The organism is Flavobacterium gossypii (assembly GCF_014138495.1).
In the GTDB taxonomy this organism is placed as follows: Bacteria; Bacteroidota; Bacteroidia; order Flavobacteriales; family Flavobacteriaceae; genus Flavobacterium; species Flavobacterium endophyticum.
Window position 1 is genome coordinate 1,696,818 of record NZ_JACJIS010000001.1, and the last position, 20,553, is coordinate 1,717,370.

At 37.5% G+C, this 20,553-nt stretch carries 18 protein-coding genes; 4 read left to right on the plus strand and 14 right to left on the minus strand.

Annotated features, from left to right (window positions below):
• Positions 1-3: 3 nt before the first annotated feature.
• The 7 genes from GGR22_RS07835 to GGR22_RS07865 form a co-directional block, all read right to left on the minus strand.
• Positions 4-489 carry a gliding motility lipoprotein GldH gene (locus tag GGR22_RS07835; protein ID WP_182493192.1) on the minus strand — a complete coding sequence of 162 codons (486 nt, stop codon included), beginning with the start codon at positions 487-489 and terminating at the stop codon, positions 4-6.
• Positions 473-1,786 carry a PSP1 domain-containing protein gene (locus GGR22_RS07840; protein ID WP_182493193.1) on the minus strand — a complete coding sequence of 438 codons (1,314 nt, stop codon included), beginning with the start codon at positions 1,784-1,786 and terminating at the stop codon, positions 473-475. The genes GGR22_RS07835 and GGR22_RS07840 overlap by 17 nt, the downstream gene beginning before the upstream one ends.
• A 178-nt stretch (positions 1,787-1,964) precedes the next feature.
• On the minus strand, positions 1,965-3,344 hold the full coding sequence (trhO, locus tag GGR22_RS07845) for an oxygen-dependent tRNA uridine(34) hydroxylase TrhO (RefSeq protein WP_182493194.1): 1,380 nt from the start codon (positions 3,342-3,344) through the stop codon (positions 1,965-1,967).
• Positions 3,345-3,507: 163 nt separating this feature from the next.
• A complete protein-coding gene (locus GGR22_RS07850; RefSeq protein ID WP_121375799.1) occupies positions 3,508-3,918 on the minus strand; it encodes a BrxA/BrxB family bacilliredoxin in 411 nt (136 codons plus the stop codon).
• Positions 3,919-4,013: 95 nt separating this feature from the next.
• Positions 4,014-5,162: a lycopene cyclase family protein gene (locus GGR22_RS07855; RefSeq protein WP_182493195.1), complete on the minus strand. Its 1,149-nt coding sequence runs from the start codon at positions 5,160-5,162 to the stop codon at positions 4,014-4,016.
• A 21-nt stretch (positions 5,163-5,183) separates the two neighbouring features.
• Positions 5,184-5,642 (minus strand): thioredoxin family protein, encoded by a 459-nt coding sequence (locus GGR22_RS07860; RefSeq protein ID WP_182493196.1) that lies wholly within the window; start codon positions 5,640-5,642, stop codon positions 5,184-5,186.
• A 19-nt stretch (positions 5,643-5,661) separates the two neighbouring features.
• A complete protein-coding gene (locus GGR22_RS07865; protein ID WP_182493197.1) occupies positions 5,662-7,923 on the minus strand; it encodes a TonB-dependent receptor in 2,262 nt (753 codons plus the stop codon).
• A gap of 87 nt (positions 7,924-8,010) precedes the next feature.
• Between GGR22_RS07865 and GGR22_RS07870 the strand changes: the two genes are divergently transcribed.
• Both GGR22_RS07870 and GGR22_RS07875 read left to right on the plus strand, forming a co-directional pair.
• The gene (locus tag GGR22_RS07870) at positions 8,011-9,882 is read left to right on the plus strand and encodes an Nramp family divalent metal transporter (RefSeq protein ID WP_182493198.1); all 1,872 of its coding nucleotides are present in this window, start codon (positions 8,011-8,013) and stop codon (positions 9,880-9,882) included.
• 27 nt (positions 9,883-9,909) lie between these two features.
• The gene (locus tag GGR22_RS07875; RefSeq protein WP_182493199.1) at positions 9,910-10,563 is read left to right on the plus strand and encodes a metal-dependent transcriptional regulator; all 654 of its coding nucleotides are present in this window, start codon (positions 9,910-9,912) and stop codon (positions 10,561-10,563) included.
• On the opposite strand, the gene GGR22_RS07880 is transcribed toward GGR22_RS07875, so the two are convergent.
• From GGR22_RS07880 to GGR22_RS07890, 3 genes are read right to left on the minus strand one after another with little or no spacing between them, the layout of a single operon-like run.
• Complete coding sequence (locus tag GGR22_RS07880) at positions 10,560-10,688, minus strand: FeoB-associated Cys-rich membrane protein (RefSeq protein WP_182493200.1); 129 nt, start codon at positions 10,686-10,688, stop codon at positions 10,560-10,562. The genes GGR22_RS07875 and GGR22_RS07880 overlap by 4 nt on opposite strands.
• A gap of 60 nt (positions 10,689-10,748) precedes the next feature.
• Positions 10,749-12,986: a ferrous iron transport protein B gene (gene feoB / locus GGR22_RS07885; RefSeq protein ID WP_182493201.1), complete on the minus strand. Its 2,238-nt coding sequence runs from the start codon at positions 12,984-12,986 to the stop codon at positions 10,749-10,751.
• Entirely contained in the window at positions 12,983-13,219 is a 237-nt protein-coding gene (locus tag GGR22_RS07890) for a FeoA family protein (protein WP_121375807.1), read from the minus strand. The genes feoB and GGR22_RS07890 overlap by 4 nt, the downstream gene beginning before the upstream one ends.
• Positions 13,220-13,382: 163 nt before the next feature.
• On the opposite strand from GGR22_RS07890, the gene GGR22_RS07895 reads away from it, so the two are divergent.
• Positions 13,383-13,817, plus strand: coding sequence for a YMGG-like glycine zipper-containing protein (locus tag GGR22_RS07895; RefSeq protein ID WP_182493202.1), 435 nt, complete (start codon positions 13,383-13,385; stop codon positions 13,815-13,817).
• Between the two features lie 62 nt (positions 13,818-13,879).
• Here the strand turns inward: GGR22_RS07895 and GGR22_RS07900 are convergent, their stop codons facing one another.
• Positions 13,880-14,548 carry an SCO family protein gene (locus tag GGR22_RS07900; protein ID WP_182493203.1) on the minus strand — a complete coding sequence of 223 codons (669 nt, stop codon included), beginning with the start codon at positions 14,546-14,548 and terminating at the stop codon, positions 13,880-13,882.
• Positions 14,549-14,667: 119 nt separating this feature from the next.
• Here GGR22_RS07900 and GGR22_RS07905 point away from each other — a divergent pair, with 119 nt between their 5' ends.
• Positions 14,668-16,725, plus strand: coding sequence for a M13 family metallopeptidase (locus tag GGR22_RS07905; protein ID WP_182493204.1), 2,058 nt, complete (start codon positions 14,668-14,670; stop codon positions 16,723-16,725).
• Positions 16,726-16,765: 40 nt separating this feature from the next.
• Here GGR22_RS07905 and GGR22_RS07910 read toward each other — a convergent pair whose 3' ends face one another.
• The 3 genes from GGR22_RS07910 to GGR22_RS07920 are packed head-to-tail and all read right to left on the minus strand — an operon-like array spanning position 16,766 to position 20,542.
• Positions 16,766-17,374, minus strand: coding sequence for a hypothetical protein (locus GGR22_RS07910; RefSeq protein WP_182493205.1), 609 nt, complete (start codon positions 17,372-17,374; stop codon positions 16,766-16,768).
• Positions 17,371-18,174: an SDR family oxidoreductase gene (locus tag GGR22_RS07915; protein ID WP_182493206.1), complete on the minus strand. Its 804-nt coding sequence runs from the start codon at positions 18,172-18,174 to the stop codon at positions 17,371-17,373. Before GGR22_RS07915 ends, GGR22_RS07910 begins: the two co-directional genes overlap by 4 nt.
• Positions 18,161-20,542, minus strand: a complete 2,382-nt coding sequence (locus tag GGR22_RS07920; RefSeq protein WP_246336927.1) for a M28 family peptidase — start codon at positions 20,540-20,542, stop codon at positions 18,161-18,163. The genes GGR22_RS07915 and GGR22_RS07920 overlap by 14 nt, the downstream gene beginning before the upstream one ends.
• Between the last annotated feature and the right edge of the window lie 11 nt (positions 20,543-20,553).

The following is a 20,553-nucleotide window of genomic DNA, read 5'->3' on the forward strand; positions in this document are numbered from 1 at the left end:
TTTTTAATCTAATTTTTCTACTCTAAAGCCGACTTCTGTTACTCCTGCCAACTCTTGTACTCCTGCTACTTTTCCAGTCTGGCGTACCGCTTGCTGAATTCCAATCTTATAATCTCCAACGGATTGGAATTTATATTTTTCCTTAAAATAAAGCTTACTTTCTTTAATATCAGAAAAGCCGCTGCCTAGCAAAGTACCATCTGGATTTGCCATCTGGTATTCAAGAGTGTCTACTTTTGTCAAGCCGCCCGGAGCTTCCATAGCCACAATCAAAAAGATATTGTTGAAAGGATAATCGTTATTGGAACGCAGGTTCACAAACAGATCATAGGCTTTAGTGGTGTCTTGATTGTTATAGGTAAAGTAAGCAATGCTGTCTTTATGCCATGTTCTTCCAAGCGATTTGTATTGGTCAAAGACTCTTTTTTTATCGCAGGAAACCAAAAGCAGTACTGTGAAAACAAAAAGAAGGCTATTTTTTAGGCTCATTTTTTTTGACAGGTGTTATTTTGTTATCCGGTTTTTTTTCATTTGCAGGTCTAGGAGGCCTGTTTTTTTGATTGTTTCTGTTCGGGTTGTTATTTCTATTCTGATTTGCGTTTGGATTTTTATTTTCTCCAGCCGGTTTTTCAGTTGCTGTGTTTTCTCCTGCTGCCGCTGGTTTGCGTTTTTTGTTTGGCCTTTTCTTTTTCTTTGGCTGGTCAAAACGCGTCAAGCTTTCCTGACCCATCGCATTGTTGAAATCTTTTTCTGGTTCTTGAGTTACTTCAAGAGCATAGTCTTCTAACGAAGAAACGCGCTTTTTCTGTTTATTTTCAGCAATAATTTCATTTACCTGGTCTACTTTCAGTACATGCCAATTGGCAAAATTATTGGTATAGGCGAACCACATCAGCCCTTTGAAAATGTCTTGTTTCTGGCAGATGGCATCTCCTTTTTCGGTCACCAATTTGGTGTCGAAATCAGGAAAATGTTGCAAGGCATCCATGTAAGTATCGAGCTCGTAATTCAAGCAACATTTCAATTTCCCGCACTGACCAGCTAGTTTTTGAGGATTCAATGATAGTTGCTGGTATCTTGCTGCTGATGTATTTACGCTTCTGAAATCGGTCAGCCAAGTCGAACAGCAAAGTTCTCTTCCGCAGGATCCGATTCCTCCCAAACGGGCCGCTTCTTGACGGAAACCGACTTGTTTCATTTCAATCCTAGTGCTGAATTCTCTTGCGAAATCTTTAATTAACATCCTAAAATCGACACGGTCGTTTGCTGTATAATAAAAAGTTGCTTTTGAACCATCGCCTTGAAATTCGATATCCGAAATTTTCATTTCTAGTTTTTGAGCGATAGCCAATTCGCGCGCGCGAACTTTCATCGGTTCTTCTTTTGCACGGGCTTCAGACCAAATATCAATATCTTTTTGAGATGCTTTTCGGTAAATTTTCGGTATTTCATTGCTGGTATGATTTACCGCTTTTTTCTTCATTTGAATTTTTACCAATTCTCCGGTCAATGTTACAATTCCCACATCGTGTCCAGGAGAAGCTTCAGTAGCGACAATGTCTCCAATGCTTAGTGTAAGTTTTTCGGCGTTTCGGTAAAATTCTTTTCTTCCGTTTTTGAAACGTACTTCGACACAATCAAAAGGAGCTTCTCCGTTAGGAAGGCTCATGTTAGACAGCCAGTCGAATACTGTTAACTTGTTGCAGCTGTCGGTGCCGCAAGTCCCTTTATTTTGACAGCCCTTTGGCGCACTGCCATCAGACGTTGAACAACTTGTACAGGCCATAATTTTATATAGATGTCGCGATTAACGCAACTTAAAATTCGTAAAATGTTTTGTGCGTAAAGATAGCATTTTTACTTTTAATGATGCAAAGCTTGTAACTTGTTGCCAGTCAATGAAAAAACAAAACCTATTCCATGACTGTGGAATAGGTTTTAACGTAAATAAAGTAAAAATATTTTTAGTCTAGAATTTTATACAGCTTATCCGAAAGGCGAATTCTAAATGGGAGCGTTAGGGTTATTTTGTCTCCAGGTTTTGCAATTGTTCCTTCCGCACCATTGACAAACATTTTAGTTATCTGTAATTCTTGATTTCCTGTCGACGGTCCAGAAATAATAATTCTGTCGTTGATTTTTAACTCGTTGCTTTCAATCAAGAATTGTCCGATTTCGGATTTTACAAAATAATGCTCTGCCTTTCCAATCAAAGCTTTCTTTATTTTGATTTTTTGTCGGATATCTTTTGGCTTAACGACTTCGGTGGCGCTATTGTCAGCTTTTGCCAAAGCAATGTCTGATAACTCTCCGGAATGTTTGAATTTTAATTTTTCAGATTTTCCTTTTCTAAAAATCATGTTTCCATTTTTCACACCACGACGCAATATTACTTGCTCTGCTAGCGACATGTGAATGATTTCTTGGCATTCTGTAGAACAGCAGTTTTCCATGACAGCTTTACATTCATCACATTGGATGAATAGTAAATGACAGCCTTCGTTTTCGCAATTGGTGTGATTGTCGCATGGTTTTCCGCATTGGTGGCATTGGGAAATAATGTCATCTGTAATGCGTTCGCCCAATCTATGGTCGAAAACGAAATTCTTTCCGACAAATTTGCTCTCTATGTTTTCTTCCTTGATTTGTTTGGCATAATTAATAATACCGCCTTCGAGCTGGAATACATTTTTAAAGCCTTGGTGCTTGAAATAGGCAGAAGCTTTTTCACAACGAATTCCTCCGGTACAATACATGACCAGATTTTTATCTTCTTTGAAATCTTTTAATTGTTCGTTAATTATTGGCAAGGATTCGCGAAATGTTTCTACATCGGGCGTAATGGCTCCTTTAAAATGGCCGATTTCGCTTTCGTAGTGATTTCTAAAATCAACGACAATCGTGTTTGGATCTTCTAAAATCTGATTGAACTCTTTGGCTTTTAGGTGTACGCCAATGTTGGTCACGTCAAAAGTATCATCATTCAATCCGTCTGCTACAATCTTATCGCGAACTTTAACGGTCAATTTCAAGAAAGAATGGTCGTCATGTTCCACGGCTACATTTAGGCGTATGTCTTTCATGAAATCATATTGTTCTAATGTTTCTCTGAAAGCTTCAAAATTTTCGGCAGGAACAGACATTTGGGCATTGATTCCTTCTTTGGCAACATAAGTTCGGCCTAAGGCATCAAGCTCATTCCAAGCTATAAATAAATCGTCACGAAATTTTTTTGGATCTTCAATTTTGGCATACGCATAGAATGACAGCGTGAGTCGCTGTTTGCCGGCTTCGTCAATGAGAGCCGCTCTTTCTTCTGCGCTTAAAGTGTTGTACAGTTGCATGCTATAAACGGTTTAAGTGAGAAATTATGTTGATTCTTATTGAATCTGCGGCAAAAATAAAGCTTTTATTCAAGAATCGAAAATGACATTTGTCATGTTTAAAAAAGAACCCTTTCAGAGTTTTAAACTCTGAAAGGGTTGAAATAAAAGATTTTAAAGATTTTTAGCAGAATTCTGTATAAGCGTCTTTTAAGTTTTCAGCAATCATTTCAGCCGGACGGCCTTCAATATGGTGACGTTCTAACATGTGAACCAATTCGCCATCTTTGAAAAGCGCCATACTTGGAGAGGATGGAGGAAAAGGAAACATAAATCCGCGTGCTGCGTCAACTGCTTCTTTATCTACTCCAGCAAAAACAGTCACTAGATGGTCTGGTTTTTTGCTTCCGTCCAAGCTCATTTTTGCTCCCGGACGTGCGTTTCTTGCTGCACATCCGCAAACTGAGTTTACGACTACCAATGTGGTACCTGGTTTTCCAATTGCATTTTCAACGGCACCGGCACTATATAATTCTTCAAAACCTGCATCTGACAATTCAGCGCGCATAGGTTTTACCATTTCTTCTGGATACATGACTTTTTTAGTTTAAAGTTTTAAGCTACAAAGTTACAAAGTTTTGATATGCAGTAAAAAATTCGGGCATAAAGATTTGTTATAGTTTCATAGTCTTATTTCATATTCCAAATCCTGTTGCACAAAGCTTGAAGGAAGGGTTTTGTCGGACATTTTAAAATGACTTTTATATCTTCATAAAGTGAAGTTTCTTCGTCTAGGAATTTAAAAATAAGAGTCGGATTTCCTTTTTTGAACAAAGAGGAAAAGATGGAACTTCCGAGATGGTTTTTTGTGTTCAGTATATCCAAAAGCAACAAATCATAAAACCAAAATTTGTCTTTTCTATGGAATTTTCTAAAGTCGTTTTCTTTCAATAAAAAAGAAACTAGAGCTCTGGATTTTTTTGACGCATTTTTGAACGTATAACCCGTGCTTGCTTTTGTCCATCCGCCTGCCGATCCGATGTTGAGGATGTTTTGCGTATTATTTTTCCAAAAAGGATAGCTTGTCATCGGAATAGCGCCTCGCTCTTTTTCAATCACTTCGTAATTCGTAATCCGTAATTTTTCAAGATACTTTTTGATTTCGTCTTCATATTCTTTTTCAGGGAGAAGGTCTTTCGAGAATAAGGTATACTCAATCAAAGCTTCCGTTTCGGAAAAAGGCAGGACATACATAAATCGCGTGTTTCCTTTCTGGGCAACAGAAAAATCCATAAAAGTGGCTTTTTCGGGATTAAAAACGAGTTCTTGGGTTTTTATTTTCCAACCAATAAAATGCTGTTGCAAGTAGGGATATTTTTGTTGTGACAAAATTTCTTGAGCATTTAAAATACTATTGAAAAGCTTGTCGCAATGGTAGGTTTCGATTTCGGTCGTTACAATAACTTCGTTGTTCTTTTCTTTAAAGTTGATGACTTTTTGATTGGAAAACTCAATGTTTTTTTCTTTAGAAATACGATTAAAAACAAAATTGTAGAAATCCAATCCGTGAATCATTTTGTATTGATACGGACTCAAGTCTAAATCTCGAGCATAATTTTGATCTGAAAAAACAGCGATGTTCCATTTTTTGCTGACGAGATTTTCGTAGTCTCCGTCTGGAGTTTCCCAAAAACACCAAGTCCGGTCGTTGTTTTTCTTGGAATCGGAATCTAAAAGTAAGATTTTCTTGTCTTTGAATTTTCTAGAAAGTACTATTTGATAGACTGTCATCAAGGCTGATAGTCCTGCTCCCGCAAAAATGTAATCGTACTTTTTCATAATTCAAAAATAGAGAATATTTTACTGGATTTTGCTTAGAATCTGCAACAGTTCTTTAGGGCCGATATAAGACTGCAGCTGTGCTACTATTGAATAATCGTGATTGAGAATAGTGATTGTCGGATAAACCACATTTCCGTTTTTATCTCCTAAAATAGTGGCGAGTTCATGAATTCCGGAGTTATTTCCTTTTGGTTTGAATTTAAATGTATTTTCCTTGAAAATGATGTCTCTTTTTTCTTCAGCATTGAAGGAAATAAAATAGAAGTCTTGATTCAGTTTGTTGATTATGGCTTTGTTCTTAAATGTAGTGTTTTCCATCGTTTTGCAGAATTTACACCAATCGGTATGGATGAAAATTATGAAAGGTTTTGGATTTGTTTTCGACATTTCTTCGACTTGCTCGAAAGTATGCGTTTTTAGCTGGGCAAAACTTTCGTTTGCCATCAGTATCAACACAATTAAGAGCAGTTTTTTCATAATTCGAATCGGAAATTTTTTACTTTAAAGTATATCGTATTCCAAAAAAGCTTCGGATTCCTTGATTTGGGCCATACACATAACTTGGGTCGAAAGTTAAGGCGTACGGATTGTCAGGCGTAGGCAGCACATTTCCTTGCGGGCCATATTGCACATTTTCATCAAAAGGATCGTTGGCTCTTGCAATAATAAAGGGATTGCCTTTGTTTGGCGTCCAGTTTAGCAAGTTTTTGATGCCCATATAAATTTCGACATTTTTTATCTTATTATAGGTAAATTGAATGTTTTGTATGCTCCATGTTGGCGAATATTCTTTTCTCGGGTCTAATTCGCCAAGAAGCGGCAGTCGCATCGGACCGTAAATGTTTCCAGTATAATCGATGTCGAGGAAGAATTTTGGGATTCGATAAGAAATAGCCCAAGTTCCTGAGAATTTTTCTGTCAACATCTGTCGTGTCTTGATGTCATTTTCGGTTTTTGACACATCCATATAGGTTGCACCTAGGATTAATTTCAGTCCGTTTTGAAAAACAACGTCGATATTGGTACTGATTCCCGTGGTTACTGCAAAGCCATCTAAGTTTTTATAGATAATCTTGTTCGGATCGGTATCATAATCGGGAATAATCGAGTTGGTGAAATAGGTATACCAAGCCGCAGTTTCAATGCCGATATACGTTCCGTTGCTTGTATAAATCTTTTTCAGGTAATTTAAGTTGGCGTTATAAGACCTTTCGGGTTTTAACTCTTCTTCCACAATCACCTCTCTCGAACCGGTCAAGGCAGCGTGTTCTTCGGTAAATAGATTTACAACACGGAAACCTGTTCCAGCATTTAGGCGGATAATGTCGTTGTCTGTTGCTTTAAATTTATAAGCAAAACGAGGCGTGAAAATCGATCCGTGCTCGCTGTTGTAATCGTATCTGGCACCGAGCAAAACGCTATGTTTTTCATTAAAGCGTATTTCGTCTTGTGCAAAAATACTTGGAATCCATGTCTTGTCTGCGGTAGAAGTTGCCGGAGTATTGTCGTTATAAAATTGGTAGCGGACAGCTGTTCCGAAAAGCAAATCATGATTGGAAATTTTTTTATCCCATGTCAGTTGCCCGAAACCTATTCGCTGCTGGGCCATATAAGGCGTATTTCCATAAACCGAATTTTGATCGTGATCCGTATAAGAAAAAGATAACAACATTTTCTCTTCAATAGGGAGTTCGTAGGCTCCTAATATTTCATATCTTTCGGTATAAATGCTTTCGCCATATACCTCGCTTCCGCCGCGGTATTTTTTCTCCCACTGCATTTCACCGCCCCAGCGATCTTCATAAAAATAGCGTCCGGCAAGTGAAAACAATTTGTTGCTTTTTCTTCCGAAATTCCACTTTTGGAAAACAGAAATACGATGCTGCAGTGTCACATCGGTAAAATTATCATGGTTATTATCGGTTGGATTATTGTAATTGAAATAGTTTACGCCAAGCAAAACAGATGAATTTTCCCCGATATTTCCTTTGAATCCCAAATCTAAATTCGCCTCTCCCCAAGAATTGCTGAAGCCGTCAACTGAAAATCTCGGAGCGCTAGATGGATTTTTGGTGATGATATTAATTAATCCTCCAACAGCCTCGCTTCCATATAAAGAGGAGGCAGGACCTTTTACGATTTCAATTCGTTCTAATAATGAATTAGGAATCCCAGATAATCCGTAAACGGTTGATAATCCGCTTACTATCGGCATTCCGTCGATTAATACCAAAGTGTAAGGACCTTCAAGCCCATTGATATGAATGTCGCCCGTATTGCAGATGTTACAGTTCAATTGGGGGCGGACACCGTTGACATTTTGCAACGCCTCAAAAATATTAGCGGTCGGGTTTTTCTTGAAATAAGAAGGCTTGTAGACTTCTACAGGGACAGGACTTTCCAAACGACTTACAGGTTTAAGCGTACCGCTAATTACGACTTCGTCAAGAGAATTTTTATCATTTTCGAGTTCTAAATCTGCAATTGTATTTTCATTTTTTTTGATGAATATGCTTTTTCTTAATGTTTTACTTCCAACATAAGAAACTTGGATTTTATGATTTCCAACAGGAATATTTCCGATTTTATAATTACCAAGGCTATCCGAAGAAGTGCCAAAGTTTGTTCCTAGAATTTTTATATCGGCATCGGTTATGGCAATTCCGTCAGAAGTTATCATTCCCGAAATACTTCCTTTTTCTTGAGCAATACTATTTTGAAAACAAGTTATTAGAAATAGTAAAATTATATTTTTCATGTAAGTTAATTAATTTTTAGACAAAACTAAAAATTATATTTTACTAAACAAATAAAATAATTATATTTGTATCAGTAACTTAATTGTATGGGCAAATCATTAGAAGAGGTACATGAATCGGTATCCACTCAAAACAAGAAGTCGGTATTTCGGAGAATATTAGCTTTTTTCGGTCCTGCTTACTTAATAAGCGTTGGTTATATGGATCCGGGAAATTGGGCAACCGATATTGCTGGAGGTAGCCAATTCGGTTATACGTTGCTTTGGGTATTGCTAATGAGTAATATCATGGCGTTGCTTTTGCAAAGTTTGAGCGCGAGATTAGGCATCGTGACACAACGTGACTTAGCACAGGCATCAAGAGAAACGTATTCTCCTTTTATAAATTACATACTTTATTTTTTGGCCGAGATTGCTATTGCAGCTTGTGATTTGGCAGAAGTACTGGGAATGGCCATCGGAATTAATCTTTTGTTTGATATTCCTCTCATCGAAGGCGTCTTGATTACAGTTCTTGACACTTTTCTTTTGCTCTTTCTGATCAATAAAGGCATTCGGAAAATGGAAGCTTTTATCATCGCATTGGTAGCAATAATTGGCTTTTCGTTTGTCTTTGAAATGATATTTGCGGAACCAGAACTTGACAAAGTCGTATTGGGATTGATTCCATCAATACCCAACGAAGCGGCGTTGTATATTGCAATTGGAATTATTGGTGCGACAGTAATGCCGCACAATCTCTATCTGCATTCTTCTTTAGTCCAGACTAGAAAATTCGACCGAAGCAAAGCAGGAATAAAGCAAGCTTTAAAATACAATCTTATCGATTCTACGATAGCCTTAAACTTAGCTTTCTTTGTTAATGCCGCTATCTTAATTCTGGCTGCAGCAACTTTCTATCGTAACGGTATGTTTCATGTTGCTGAAATCCAAGATGCACATCAATTTTTACAGCCGCTTTTGGGCACAAAATGGGCTCCAATACTTTTTGCAGTTGCTTTAATCGCTGCTGGGCAAAGTTCAACGATTACAGGAACTTTGGCAGGTCAAATCGTAATGGAAGGTTATTTGAATTTGAGAATCCAGCCTTGGGTCAGAAGGATAATTACACGTCTGATTGCTATTGTACCGGCCGTTATTGTCATTTTGATTTATGGAGAACAAGTCACTGGAAAACTTTTGATCTTAAGCCAAGTAATTTTGAGCCTTCAATTAGGTTTTGCGATTATTCCGCTGATTCATTTTGTGAGCGACAAAACTAAAATGAACGGTTTCCATATCGGAAGGCTGACTCAAATCGCGTCTTGGATTATTGCGACGACCATTGTTTCACTAAATGCAAAACTGGTGTACGATGAAATTACAGGTTGGCTTGAAGGCTCAGAAAATCCTTTGGTACTTTGGTTTACGGTTGTTCCTTTAGCTTTTGGATTCTTGGCCCTGCTTTTATATATCGTGTTCAAACCATTTTTTGCCAAGGCCAAAGCCAAGAATTACAACCATTCGCCTCATAATTTGGTGTTGAAGTTTTCGGAAACAGCTACCTATGACAAAAAAAATATTGCTATTTCGGTTGACTTTTCTGAAGCTGATGAGGCTGCCATAAATAATGCTTTTGAATTGGGTGGTATGGAGGCAAAATACACGCTGATTCATGTGGTTGAAACCGTAGGAGCAATGATGTATGGAGAAAATATAAAGGATCATGAAACGACAATTGATGAGAAATTGCTCAAGCAATATGAAGAAATGCTTACCCAAAAAGGCTTTAAGGTCGAAACCCAATTAGGATTCGGTAAACCTCATAATGTAATCCCAGCTATTGTTAATGAAGGAGCTTTTGATATTCTAGTGATGGGAACTCATGGGCACACTGGTTTTAAGGATTTGATTTTTGGAACGACAGTCGACAAATTGCGTCATAAAATATCCATTCCTTTATTTATTGTAAAGAAGTAAATTTATACCCGAATTAAATAGTTTATAATGACTTTTTCAGAAGAAAATTACCTAAAGACAATCTATCACCTTACAACAGCTTCAGATTCTGAAGTCAGCACAAATGCTATTGCTGAAAGAATGGAAACCAAAGCATCATCGGTTACGGATATGCTGAAAAAATTGGCTGAAAAAGACTTAGTAAATTATAAAAAATACCAAGGTGTTTCTTTGACGGATGCCGGAAAATCTGCGGCAAAAATGATTGTGAGAAAGCACCGTCTTTGGGAAGTATTTTTGGTAGAAAAGCTTGATTTTTCTTGGGATGAGGTGCATGACATCGCAGAACAACTGGAGCATATAAAATCAGAAAAACTGATTAACAAGCTGGATGATTTTTTAGACAATCCTACTGAAGATCCGCACGGCGATCCAATTCCGGACAGAGAAGGAAGAATCGTGAAAATAGAAAAACAACTGCTTTCTGAATTGTCAGAAAACCAAGTGGGCGTCTGCGTTGGAGTGAAAGATACGTCTTCTGAATTTTTGAAATACCTAGACAAGCAGGAAATTGCCTTAGGCTCAAAAATCGAATTTCTTTCTAGAGAAAGCTTCGATTTGTCTTTAAGAATCCGAGTTGATAAAAAAGAGCTGACAATTTCGAATAAAATAGCGAGCAATCTTTTTGTGAAACTGCTTTAGTGGCAGCCACAATTATCATTACCACAGTTCCCTGCTTTCTTTTTCTTCTTCCAAAAGAATTTTTTGATAAGAAAAGCCATGGATCCTGCGACTAAGAGGTACACTATGATTTCTTGAATATTCATCTTGCAAAGTTAAAAATTAAACTCCTTGACTATTGCTAATAAAACTATAAACTCTAGTGGCTATTTTAAGATCTGGTAAACAACTAGCGAAACACTATACGCCAAAGCACTCATGAATACTAGCTGTATTATAGGCCATTTCCAAGAATTGGTTTCCTTTTTTGTAATAGCTAACGTACTGATACATTGCATTGCAAAAGCATAGAATAGCAAAAGCGATATTCCAGTAGCAAAATTGAAAACTTTCTTGCCATTAACAGGATTTATTTCTGCTTCCATTCTGTTTTTTATCGTGACTTCTTCTTCGCTGTCTACGCTATAAATAGAAGCCAAAGTGCCAATAAACACTTCTCTTGCAGCAAAAGAAGTAATAACGGCAATGCCAATTTTCCAATCATAGCCTAAAGGCCGTATCACCGGTTCTATTGTTTTTCCTAAAACTCCGATATAGGATTTTTCTAGCTTATAGCTTGATATTTCTTGATTTTCCAGTTTTAAGAAAAGTTCTTGTTTCTTATGAGTAAGCGAATCGGCTATATCTTGAGTGCTTATTTTATAAATGTTTTTTGTTACGCTGTCATTAAGTGCTACGTAATGTTCTGACAACTTATTGTCAATATAATGCTGGTTGAATCTCGTCAATCCTTGCTGTTCAATTCTTTTTTTGACTATGGTTTCTGCATTTGCAAATTCATCAGACGAACCGTTAGAGCCAAGGAACCAAAGAATGATCGATATCGCCAAGATGATTTTTCCGGCGCCAAAAACAAATGCTTTTGTCTTTTCAAGAACATTGATTGCCACGTTTTTGAACAAAGGCAGCCTGTAGTTGGGCATTTCAATTACAAAATAGGATTTCGATTTTATTTTCAGGATTTTATTCAAAATATAAGCCGAAAATATAGCCATTCCAAAACCTAAAAGATATAAGGCCATTAACGTCAGTCCTTGCAAGTTCAAAAAACCTAAGATTCTCTTTTCTGGAATAATCAGGGAAATTAAGATAGCATATACTGGCAACCTAGCAGAGCAGGTCGTAAAAGGAGTTATAAGAATTGTTATCAGTCTCTCTTTCCAATTCTCGATATTTCTTGCAGCCATAATCGCTGGGATGGCACAGGCTGTTCCCGAAATTAATGGCACGACACTTTTTCCGCTAAGTCCGAACCTCCGCATGATTTTATCCATCAGAAAGACTACGCGGCTCATATAACCGCTTTCTTCTAGTACAGAAATAAATAAGAAGAGAAAAGCAATTTGAGGAATGAAAATCACGACGCCTCCAACTCCAGGAATAATACCTTCGGAAATCAAGTCAGTCAGGACGCCCGCCGGAAGATTTGTCTTTGCAAAAGTGCCTAATTTGGCAAAGCTTTCATCGATAAAATCCATTGGGATGCTCGACCAAGAAAAAACAGATTGGAAGATAAGCATCAGTATGGCAAAAAATATCACATATCCGAAAACCTTGTGGACTAAAATCTTATCTAGTTTTGCCCGTATGCCTTTTGCCTTAGTGGTATCAATCTTGTATCCGATTTTAAGGACATCATTGATAAATTGATATCTTTTGATGGTTTCCTTTTGTTGCATTTTTTTGAGCTCGGAATTGGATTTTGCGAACGATTTTTCAGCAATCTCGTTTCGTTGCAGATGCCCAAAATTCACATCCTGTGTAATTACAAGCCACAATTTATAAAGCAATTCCTTTGGGAACGCACGACGAAGCTTGTCGAAATAATCGATGTCTATGCTCGAAGCGTTCAAGCAAGGTTCGGTAGAAATATTCTTATAATCGGCTATCAATTTTTTCAAGCTGTCTATTCCGATATTTTTTCTGGAGCTAATCAGCGCAATTTTGGTCTTTAGCTGTTCTTCGAGATATGGAATATCAAGTTCAATTCCTTTATAATCCATCCTATCCGACATGTTTATGGCTAAGATTGTCGGAATTTCCAAATCCTTGATTTGAGTGAAAAGCAAAAGGTTGCGCTTTAAGTTTTCGACTTCCGTAACAACAACGGCAACATCAGGATAATTGGAGTCGTTTTTATTGAGCAGCAGTTCAATCACGACGTTTTCGTCAATCGAACTGGCATTCAGGCTGTAGGTTCCAGGTAAGTCAAGAATTGTGGCTTTTAAGTTGTCGGTCAGCTTGCTGTAGCCGATTTTCTTTTCAACTGTTATTCCAGGATAATTACCTACCTGCTGTTTCAATCCGGTAAGCTGATTAAAAACAGAAGTCTTTCCTGTATTGGGATTGCCTATTAAGGCTACTTTAAGATTTTGATGGCTCATAGGGTTTCATTCACGACTTCAACAGTAATAGCATGGGCAGTTTCCTTGCGAATTGCAACATGGCTGTCATTTACATTGATATAGAGCGGATCACCCAGCGGCGCTATCTGCAAGAGTTCCACATGATTGCCTGGGAGACATCCCATTTCTAGCAATTTTAGTGGAATACTATCAATATTAAAATCAAGTATTAGTGCTTTTTGACCGATTTTGAGCTGTGCTAAAGTTTTCAAGCCTTATTTAGATTCAATTTAGATTGCAAAAATAGGAATTATTATTGAAGTAGGCTATAAAACAGAATAGGTTTAAGTCGTATAAGATTATAGTGCAATCGTGTAAAGTTGGATAGGAGATCTTGGCTTACTTTTATAGCATAATCGAAAAAATAGAAATGTCATGAAAAAGTTACTTTATGTTGCCCTTATAGCTGTTGTTTTTACAGCCTGTAAAGATACCGCGGCAGATAGCGCTGCGATAAAGCAACAACGCGAAATAGATTCTATGAAAGTTGCTATGAAACAGCAAGAAGAAGCATTAGCCAAACAAAGAACAATCGATTCTATGAATGCTATTGTAGCGGAAACTCAAGCTCGTGCAGCACAAGCTGCTGCTGTCAACAAAGCCGCGCCCGTAACTGCAGAACAGAAAAAAAAGGGATGGAGCTCTACTGCTAAAGGAGCTGTAATCGGTGCTGGTGCAGGAGCGATTACCGGTGCAGCCATTTCTAAGAAAAAAGGCGAAGGTGCTATTATCGGCGGACTGGCAGGAGCCGCTGTCGGAGCAGGTACTGGAGCTATTATTGATGGGAAAAAGAAAAAGGAAAAAGAATAATGCTTTATTACAAAAGAAAAGAGGCGGTGTAAATTTACATCGCCTCTTTTTTTATCTAACAGTTATTTTTCTGCACTCAGGTAATTAATATCGTCTAAAAGCCTTTTTACATCTTCCAGCTTGGTTCCATCATAAAACCCTCGAATTCTTCTTTTTGTATCGACCAAGACAAAATTTTCGGTATGGACCATATCATATAATTCTGTGGAACTTGTTGTTTTTACGGCTAGATATGATTTTCGGGCAATATAATAAATGTCTTTTTTGTCGCCTGTAACAAGATTCCATTTGCTGTCGATTACTCCTTTTTTAACAGCATAGGCTTTCAAGGCTTCTGGAGTATCAATATCAGGCATGACTGTATGCGACAACAGCATGACTTTTGGATTGTCTTTAATTTGCTCTTGTAGCCAAGCCATATTCTCTCCCATCGGCACGCAGATTGACGGGCAGGTGGTGAAGAAAAAATCAGCTACATAAATTTTCCCTTCGTAATCTTTCTGCGTAATCGTTTTTCCGTTTTGGTTGGTAAACGAAAAATCATCAATCGTATGGTATTTTTTGACGTATTGCACGGTTGTATCGACCATTTCCGGATTGACATCTGCCGGATTGTAAATCTTCAAAGTCTTTTTAGGTTTTAATGCGAAGTAAAAAAGAGTAATTATAAGCGCCGATAACAAGAAAAGGACAAGAAAGAAAATTCTATATTTTTTAAAAAAGGTAAGCATTCGAAAGAAATTTTTGCGAAATTACAAAAGAAAGCCTCACGCAGATTTTATTTTAACAGTTATATAAGCCAAACAAATATTTTACTTTTTAAATTTGTAATAATACTAAACACTTCTATATGAAAATAATTTTGAATAAGGGTATGCTGTCCATCACCGCAATGGTTTTGGCGGCAGTTGCGGCAAATGCCCAGGAAAAACCAAAACATCCTGGAATTGAACTCCAATATATGGATTTGTCGGTAAAGCCAAATGACAACTTCTTTAAATTTGTAAACGGAAAATGGGTTGATGAGACAGAAATTCCAGCAGACAGAACCCGTTGGGGAAGCTTCGACGAGCTTCGCCAAAGAACAGATGAAGACGCGTTGGCTATCCTTAATGAGGCTGTGGCGGATAAAAAACTAGATCCAAAATCAGACCAAGCAAAAGCCGTAAACTTGTATAAAACAATCATGGATACGGTGACAAGAAACAAGCAAGGAATTGCGCCTCTGAAACCGTATTTGACAAAAATCAATGCAGTGAAGAACGTAAAAGACCTTCAGGCTTTGATGATTGAAATGGAACCTATCGGCGGTGTTGGATTTTTAGGCGCTGGTGTCGGAACCGATGCTAAAAACAGTAACAGAAACGTCGTGACTGTCGGTTTAGGAAGTCTTGGTCTTCCAGACAGAGACTATTATGTTTCTGATGAAGCAGATTCTAAAGAAAAACGTGAAAAATATGAACTGCACGTTGCAAAAATGCTGCAGTATCTTGGTGAAAAACCAGCCGATGCAAAGAAAAATGCGGCTAAAATTCTAGCCTTAGAAATCGCAATGGCGAAGCCTAGATTGGACAGAGTTGAAAGAAGAGACAGAAGAAAGACCTACAATCCGATGACGATTGCAGATCTGCAAAAATTAACGCCTTCTATTAACTGGAATACCTATCTGACAGGAATCGGATTTCCAAAATTGGACTCTGTTATTGTTTCTCAGCCAAAATACATGACGGCTATCGAAGATATCTTCAAGCAAAATAAAGTAGAGGACTGGAAAGAATATATGAAGTGGACGTTGCTGAACAAATCTTCGGGAACGCTTTCAACAGAAATCGAGACCGCTAACTGGGAATTCTACGGAAAAACCTTAACCGGAGCCATAAAGCAAAGACCTCGCAATGAAAGAGCTTTGCAGACTATAAATGGTAGCGTTGGAGAAGCTTTAGGGAAGCTGTATGTGGCTAAAAAATTCCCGCCAGAAGCTAAGGCAAAAGCTGAAAAAATGATCAAAAACGTATTTTTAGCTTTTGAGAACAGAATCAACAAACTTCCTTGGATGACCAAAGCGACTAAGGCAAGTGCTATCGAGAAATTGCACAAATCAAGAATCAAGATAGGTTATCCTGACAAGTGGAAAGATTATTCTGCATTGACAATTGTAGGTCCTGAAAAAGGAGGTACTTATTTTGACAACATGAAAAATCTGGCTAGATGGAGCTATAAAGAAGATATCGAAAAATTAAACAAGCCAGTTGACAAAGACGAATGGTTTATGTCGCCTCAGACAGTGAATGCCTATTACAATCCTTCGTATAATGAAATCGTTTTTCCTGCAGCCATCTTGCAACCGCCGTTTTATGATTACAAAGCGGACGAAGCGGTAAATTATGGTGGAATTGGAGCCGTAATCGGCCATGAGATTTCTCACGGTTTTGATGATTCTGGCTCTCGATACAATGCTGACGGAAACTTGGTAAACTGGTGGTCAGACGAAGATTTGAAACAATTTACCGGTTTGGGAGGTTCATTGGCAGATCAATACAGTGCTTTACAGCCATTACCAGGAATTTATGTGGACGGAAAATTTACTTTAGGTGAAAATATCGGAGATTTAGGTGGCGTAAATGCAGCTTATGACGGACTACAACTGTACTTGAAAGAAAACGGAAACCCAGGATTAATCGACGGTTATACTCCGGAACAACGTTTCTTTATTTCTTGGGCGACCATCTGGAGAACAAAAGCTCGTGACGAAGCAATCAAGAATCAGGTAAAAACTGATCCGCATTCGCCAGGAATGTACAGAGCGTATGTGCCGCTACAAAATGTGGATGCCTTCTACCAGGCTTTCGGAATCAAAAAAGGCGACGGAATGTACGTAGAACCAGAAAAGAGAGTTAAGATCTGGTAATAAGATTTATAAGAAATCCCAAGCTCACACTTGGGATTTTTTATTTTTTAAATTTTGCCTGACTTATCTTCAATACATTTTTTACATCTTCTTCGGATTCGAAATTTATACGTGTAGTATCCCATTCAACTTCATCAGGAAGATAAGGTAAATCTTGAATTTTATGTTGAAGAACAATTTCTTCTTCTAAAGTCGTTCTACGTATTAAAAATTTTGGCAATCTATTTTTTGAAAATGCCTTCATTAGCTCATCAAATGCTTTTGAATTTATTGTGTCTGTATAAGATACTACGGAAATCGAATTGTTAAACTTTTTTTCGCCACCAAAATTTAAATCTATAAATTCTCCAATACTACTTAAAGGTAATTCTATTATATCATCAGTGTCTAAATCAATAAAAACAGGACGTTTATCTTCTGTAGGTGTGCAATTCCATAATGGACCATTTCTGTAAAAGAAAATTTTATTGGTGTCTACAAGAACAAAATTATTTCTTGAATAATAATCATGCTCAATTTTAAAGGACAAGTTTTGAATACTGTCCTTTTTTGAGATAATATATAGTTCCTTTTCTTTTTGCTCAAGAGGTAATTTATCATTACAACTGATGAAGAATGTCAGTCCAAGACAAGCAAAGAAACGTTTCATATTTCACAAAATTTATAGCCCAAAATAGCTTCTAATTTTTTACTATCAATAATTTTTCCAACCGATTTCTTTTCAGAGTTGAAACTTGGCAAATCTAAGTTTAAGCTTTTGGCCTTTTTAGTGTAATAGTCTTTTCTTGTAGGATGAGATGGCGCAACAGCATTAAAAGTTTCATTCCAAATCCCTTTTTCAAGGATTGTTGAGATGATTCCAATGCAATCTTTTTGATGGATGAGGTTTATCGGACCATCTGGATTCTCAATGTTTTCGCGTCCCGAAAGAAATTTTACAGGATGTCGGTCTTCGCCAATCAATCCTCCAAATCGAACAATTGTAGTATCGAATTTAGAATTGCTTAATAAGAGATTTTCTGCTTCGAAAAGCTGCTTTCCGCTTTCGGTATCTGGATTTGGAATATCTTTCTCTGTAATAATAGAAATACTTTCCGTGTCATTATACACAGAGGTGGAGCTAATAAATACTACTTTTTTGATTGAGAATTCTTCAATTTTACCAATTAGTTTTTGGATTTTTAAAGCAAAATTTTCGGATGGATCGCTTTTTAGTTTAGGCGGAATATCAATGATAATGATTTCGGAATTTCCTAAAAAACCATTGATATCTCCCGAAATTTCGTGAGCGCCAACAGAAATCAAAAAAGGCTTTATTTCCGCATTTTCTAGAATGGAAAGCTTGCCTTCTGAAGTCGTGGATCCTTTCACCGAAAATCCTTTTCCGATTAAAACTTTTGCCAAAGGAAGTCCAAGCCAGCCGCAGCCTAAAATACTAATTTCCGGCATTGATTTCTAGAGTTGCGGGCTGTTGCTGTATGCTGTCCAAGATTTGAGCAGGAACAATTTCTTGTTTAAAGTTCGGCTTGATTTTTTGTTTTATAACAACGGCATCGTTTAATACAAAAGGCGTCGGCATCATCCAGTCTTCACGTTTGGCAATGCTGAACATCTTGTTGGACAGCAAATCGAAAGAAGATTCCATCAATTCCATGTCAAGAACGGCTTTAGAAGCGACGCTGAATTGCAATTCCAATGGCTCATTGTCGGTTACATAATAGCTCAATATTTTTCTTCCTTTTCTCTTGAAAGCAGAGCCTTCTTGGTTGATATGTTTCACGCCATTTGTTCTCAGATTGTGAAAAGTCAGATTTTCATGAGCAAAAATATCATAGCGATTAACTTTTCTATTAGGACTGATTTGAATCTTCAAATGCCTTTGTGTTCCTATTACGGTATCTCTCAAGAAACGAATCGTAGGGCCGTCCAAATCTTTGGCAGGAGCAGTATGAGAATATGTGAATTTTGAATTGTATTTGCTGAACAAGTTATAAGGTTCTAATTGTTTGGCATCCGAAGGTTTTTCACCAAGATAACCTTTTGTCCAAGAATCAAGATTTTGATCATACGTGACCCACAGCGCTTTATTTGTGTCGCTGTCATAGACATATAAAAGACTATTCTGTTTTGCTTTTCCGGGTTCATAACCAGATTCCAGATGTGCTTTTATAAAAAAGCCTATCGCTATTGCGACCATTGCCATTGCCCAAATTCCTTTCTTTGGATAATAACCAAAAACAGGCATAAGCAAGGTGAAAACTAAAACAGTAAGTGCGGCGCTCGCTCCTAAAAGTTTTAGTCCTAAGCCAATCGGAAAAGTGGTGATAAAAGGAACAAAAATTATAAAAGCAGGAATGCTCAGGATAAGATTTAAAATCCAGCTTTTCTTTTGTGTAATCACAAAATAAGCCAACATGATCAAGGAGCAAAAAACAGGAATGATAAAAAATCCGGCTCCAGGAAGATAAACAGCTAAAGCTATATTGATGAGAATCCAAATAAATAAAGGCGCGATAGAAAAATTCATGGCCTGATTCTCGAAGTAGTATTTTTTATAGAAACCAAAGCTTATGGCCAAGCTGATGAACACGAAGAATCCTATATAATAATGGCCGTTGTATGTAAATCCGTGTAAGATGTCTTTGTATTGAGGATAAAATTCGTTTATGATTTTCCATCCTAAAAAAGCCGCTGCTCCTGATACTAAGAGAGAAGCAAAAAACGGAACAAAACCGCGTCCGATTTCTTTAATGGACAATGTTCTCTTTCCGATACCGATGAATACGAGAAAGATAAAGAGCGCTCCTGCAATAATTACCAAGATATAATTCCAAGAAAAAGGATAGCTTACAAAGTAAAAAGGAGTATTGAAATAGACGTAATCTTCTGTGCTACTGAGCGTCTTCAAGTCGGCATTGGCAAAATAGTTCAGCAATGGCATGATGTAAGTGCCTTGGTGCGCTAGCGTTGTCTGACTCAAATGCTGAATGTCGTCTTGCTGCGTATGATAATTAAAGTGGTCATCAATAAAGGCAAAATTGAATCCTTGGATTTTTCCTTCTTCCCTAAAAACGGTCAGATCCGTATCATTAGGCAGCATTTTGTAGATACTGTACATTAATGAGTTTGAGACAGGGTAGCCAGGATTTGCTTTTGTAAATTCTCTAACCATGGAAGCGTTTCCTTCATTAGTTTCCATCAACATATAAGAAGGTCCGGCACTTCCTCTTGCTTCCAGATTGAGGACCAATCCGACCTCTTTTGCCCAAGGATGTTCGGTCACAAAAAGCGCAGCGCCATTAAGGCCCAATTCTTCTGCGTCTGAAAATAAGATGATAATATCATTTTTATTGGCCGTCTTATTGGCCAAAAAGGCACGTACACTTTCTAAAATTGTAGCAATTCCCGAAGCATCATCACCAGCACCTAAAGAAGAAGAGTGCGGAGCGCTATCGTAATGGGACAAAAGCATAAGTGCTTTGGAGCTATTTGATCCTTTTATTCGGGCAAGAATATTTTTTGATTTAGCGAGATTTCCCCATTCGGTCAAGGTATAACCTTCTTGAGTAGTCGTTTCTAATCCTAGTTTTTGAAGTTCTTTTTCAAGAAGAGAGGCTACGATCTTGTGATTTTCAGAACCAACATAATGGGGCAGCTTGGATATCGAGGCTACTTGTTCAAGAGCTCTTTTTGTAGAAAATTCCGTCAATGGAACTTCCTCTTTGGCAACGGTTTGGGGCATCATTGCAAAGAAAATTCCATAAATAATTCCTGCAACAAGCAAAGCAGAAATAAGGGAACTATATCTTTTTTTCATTCAGTTCGTGA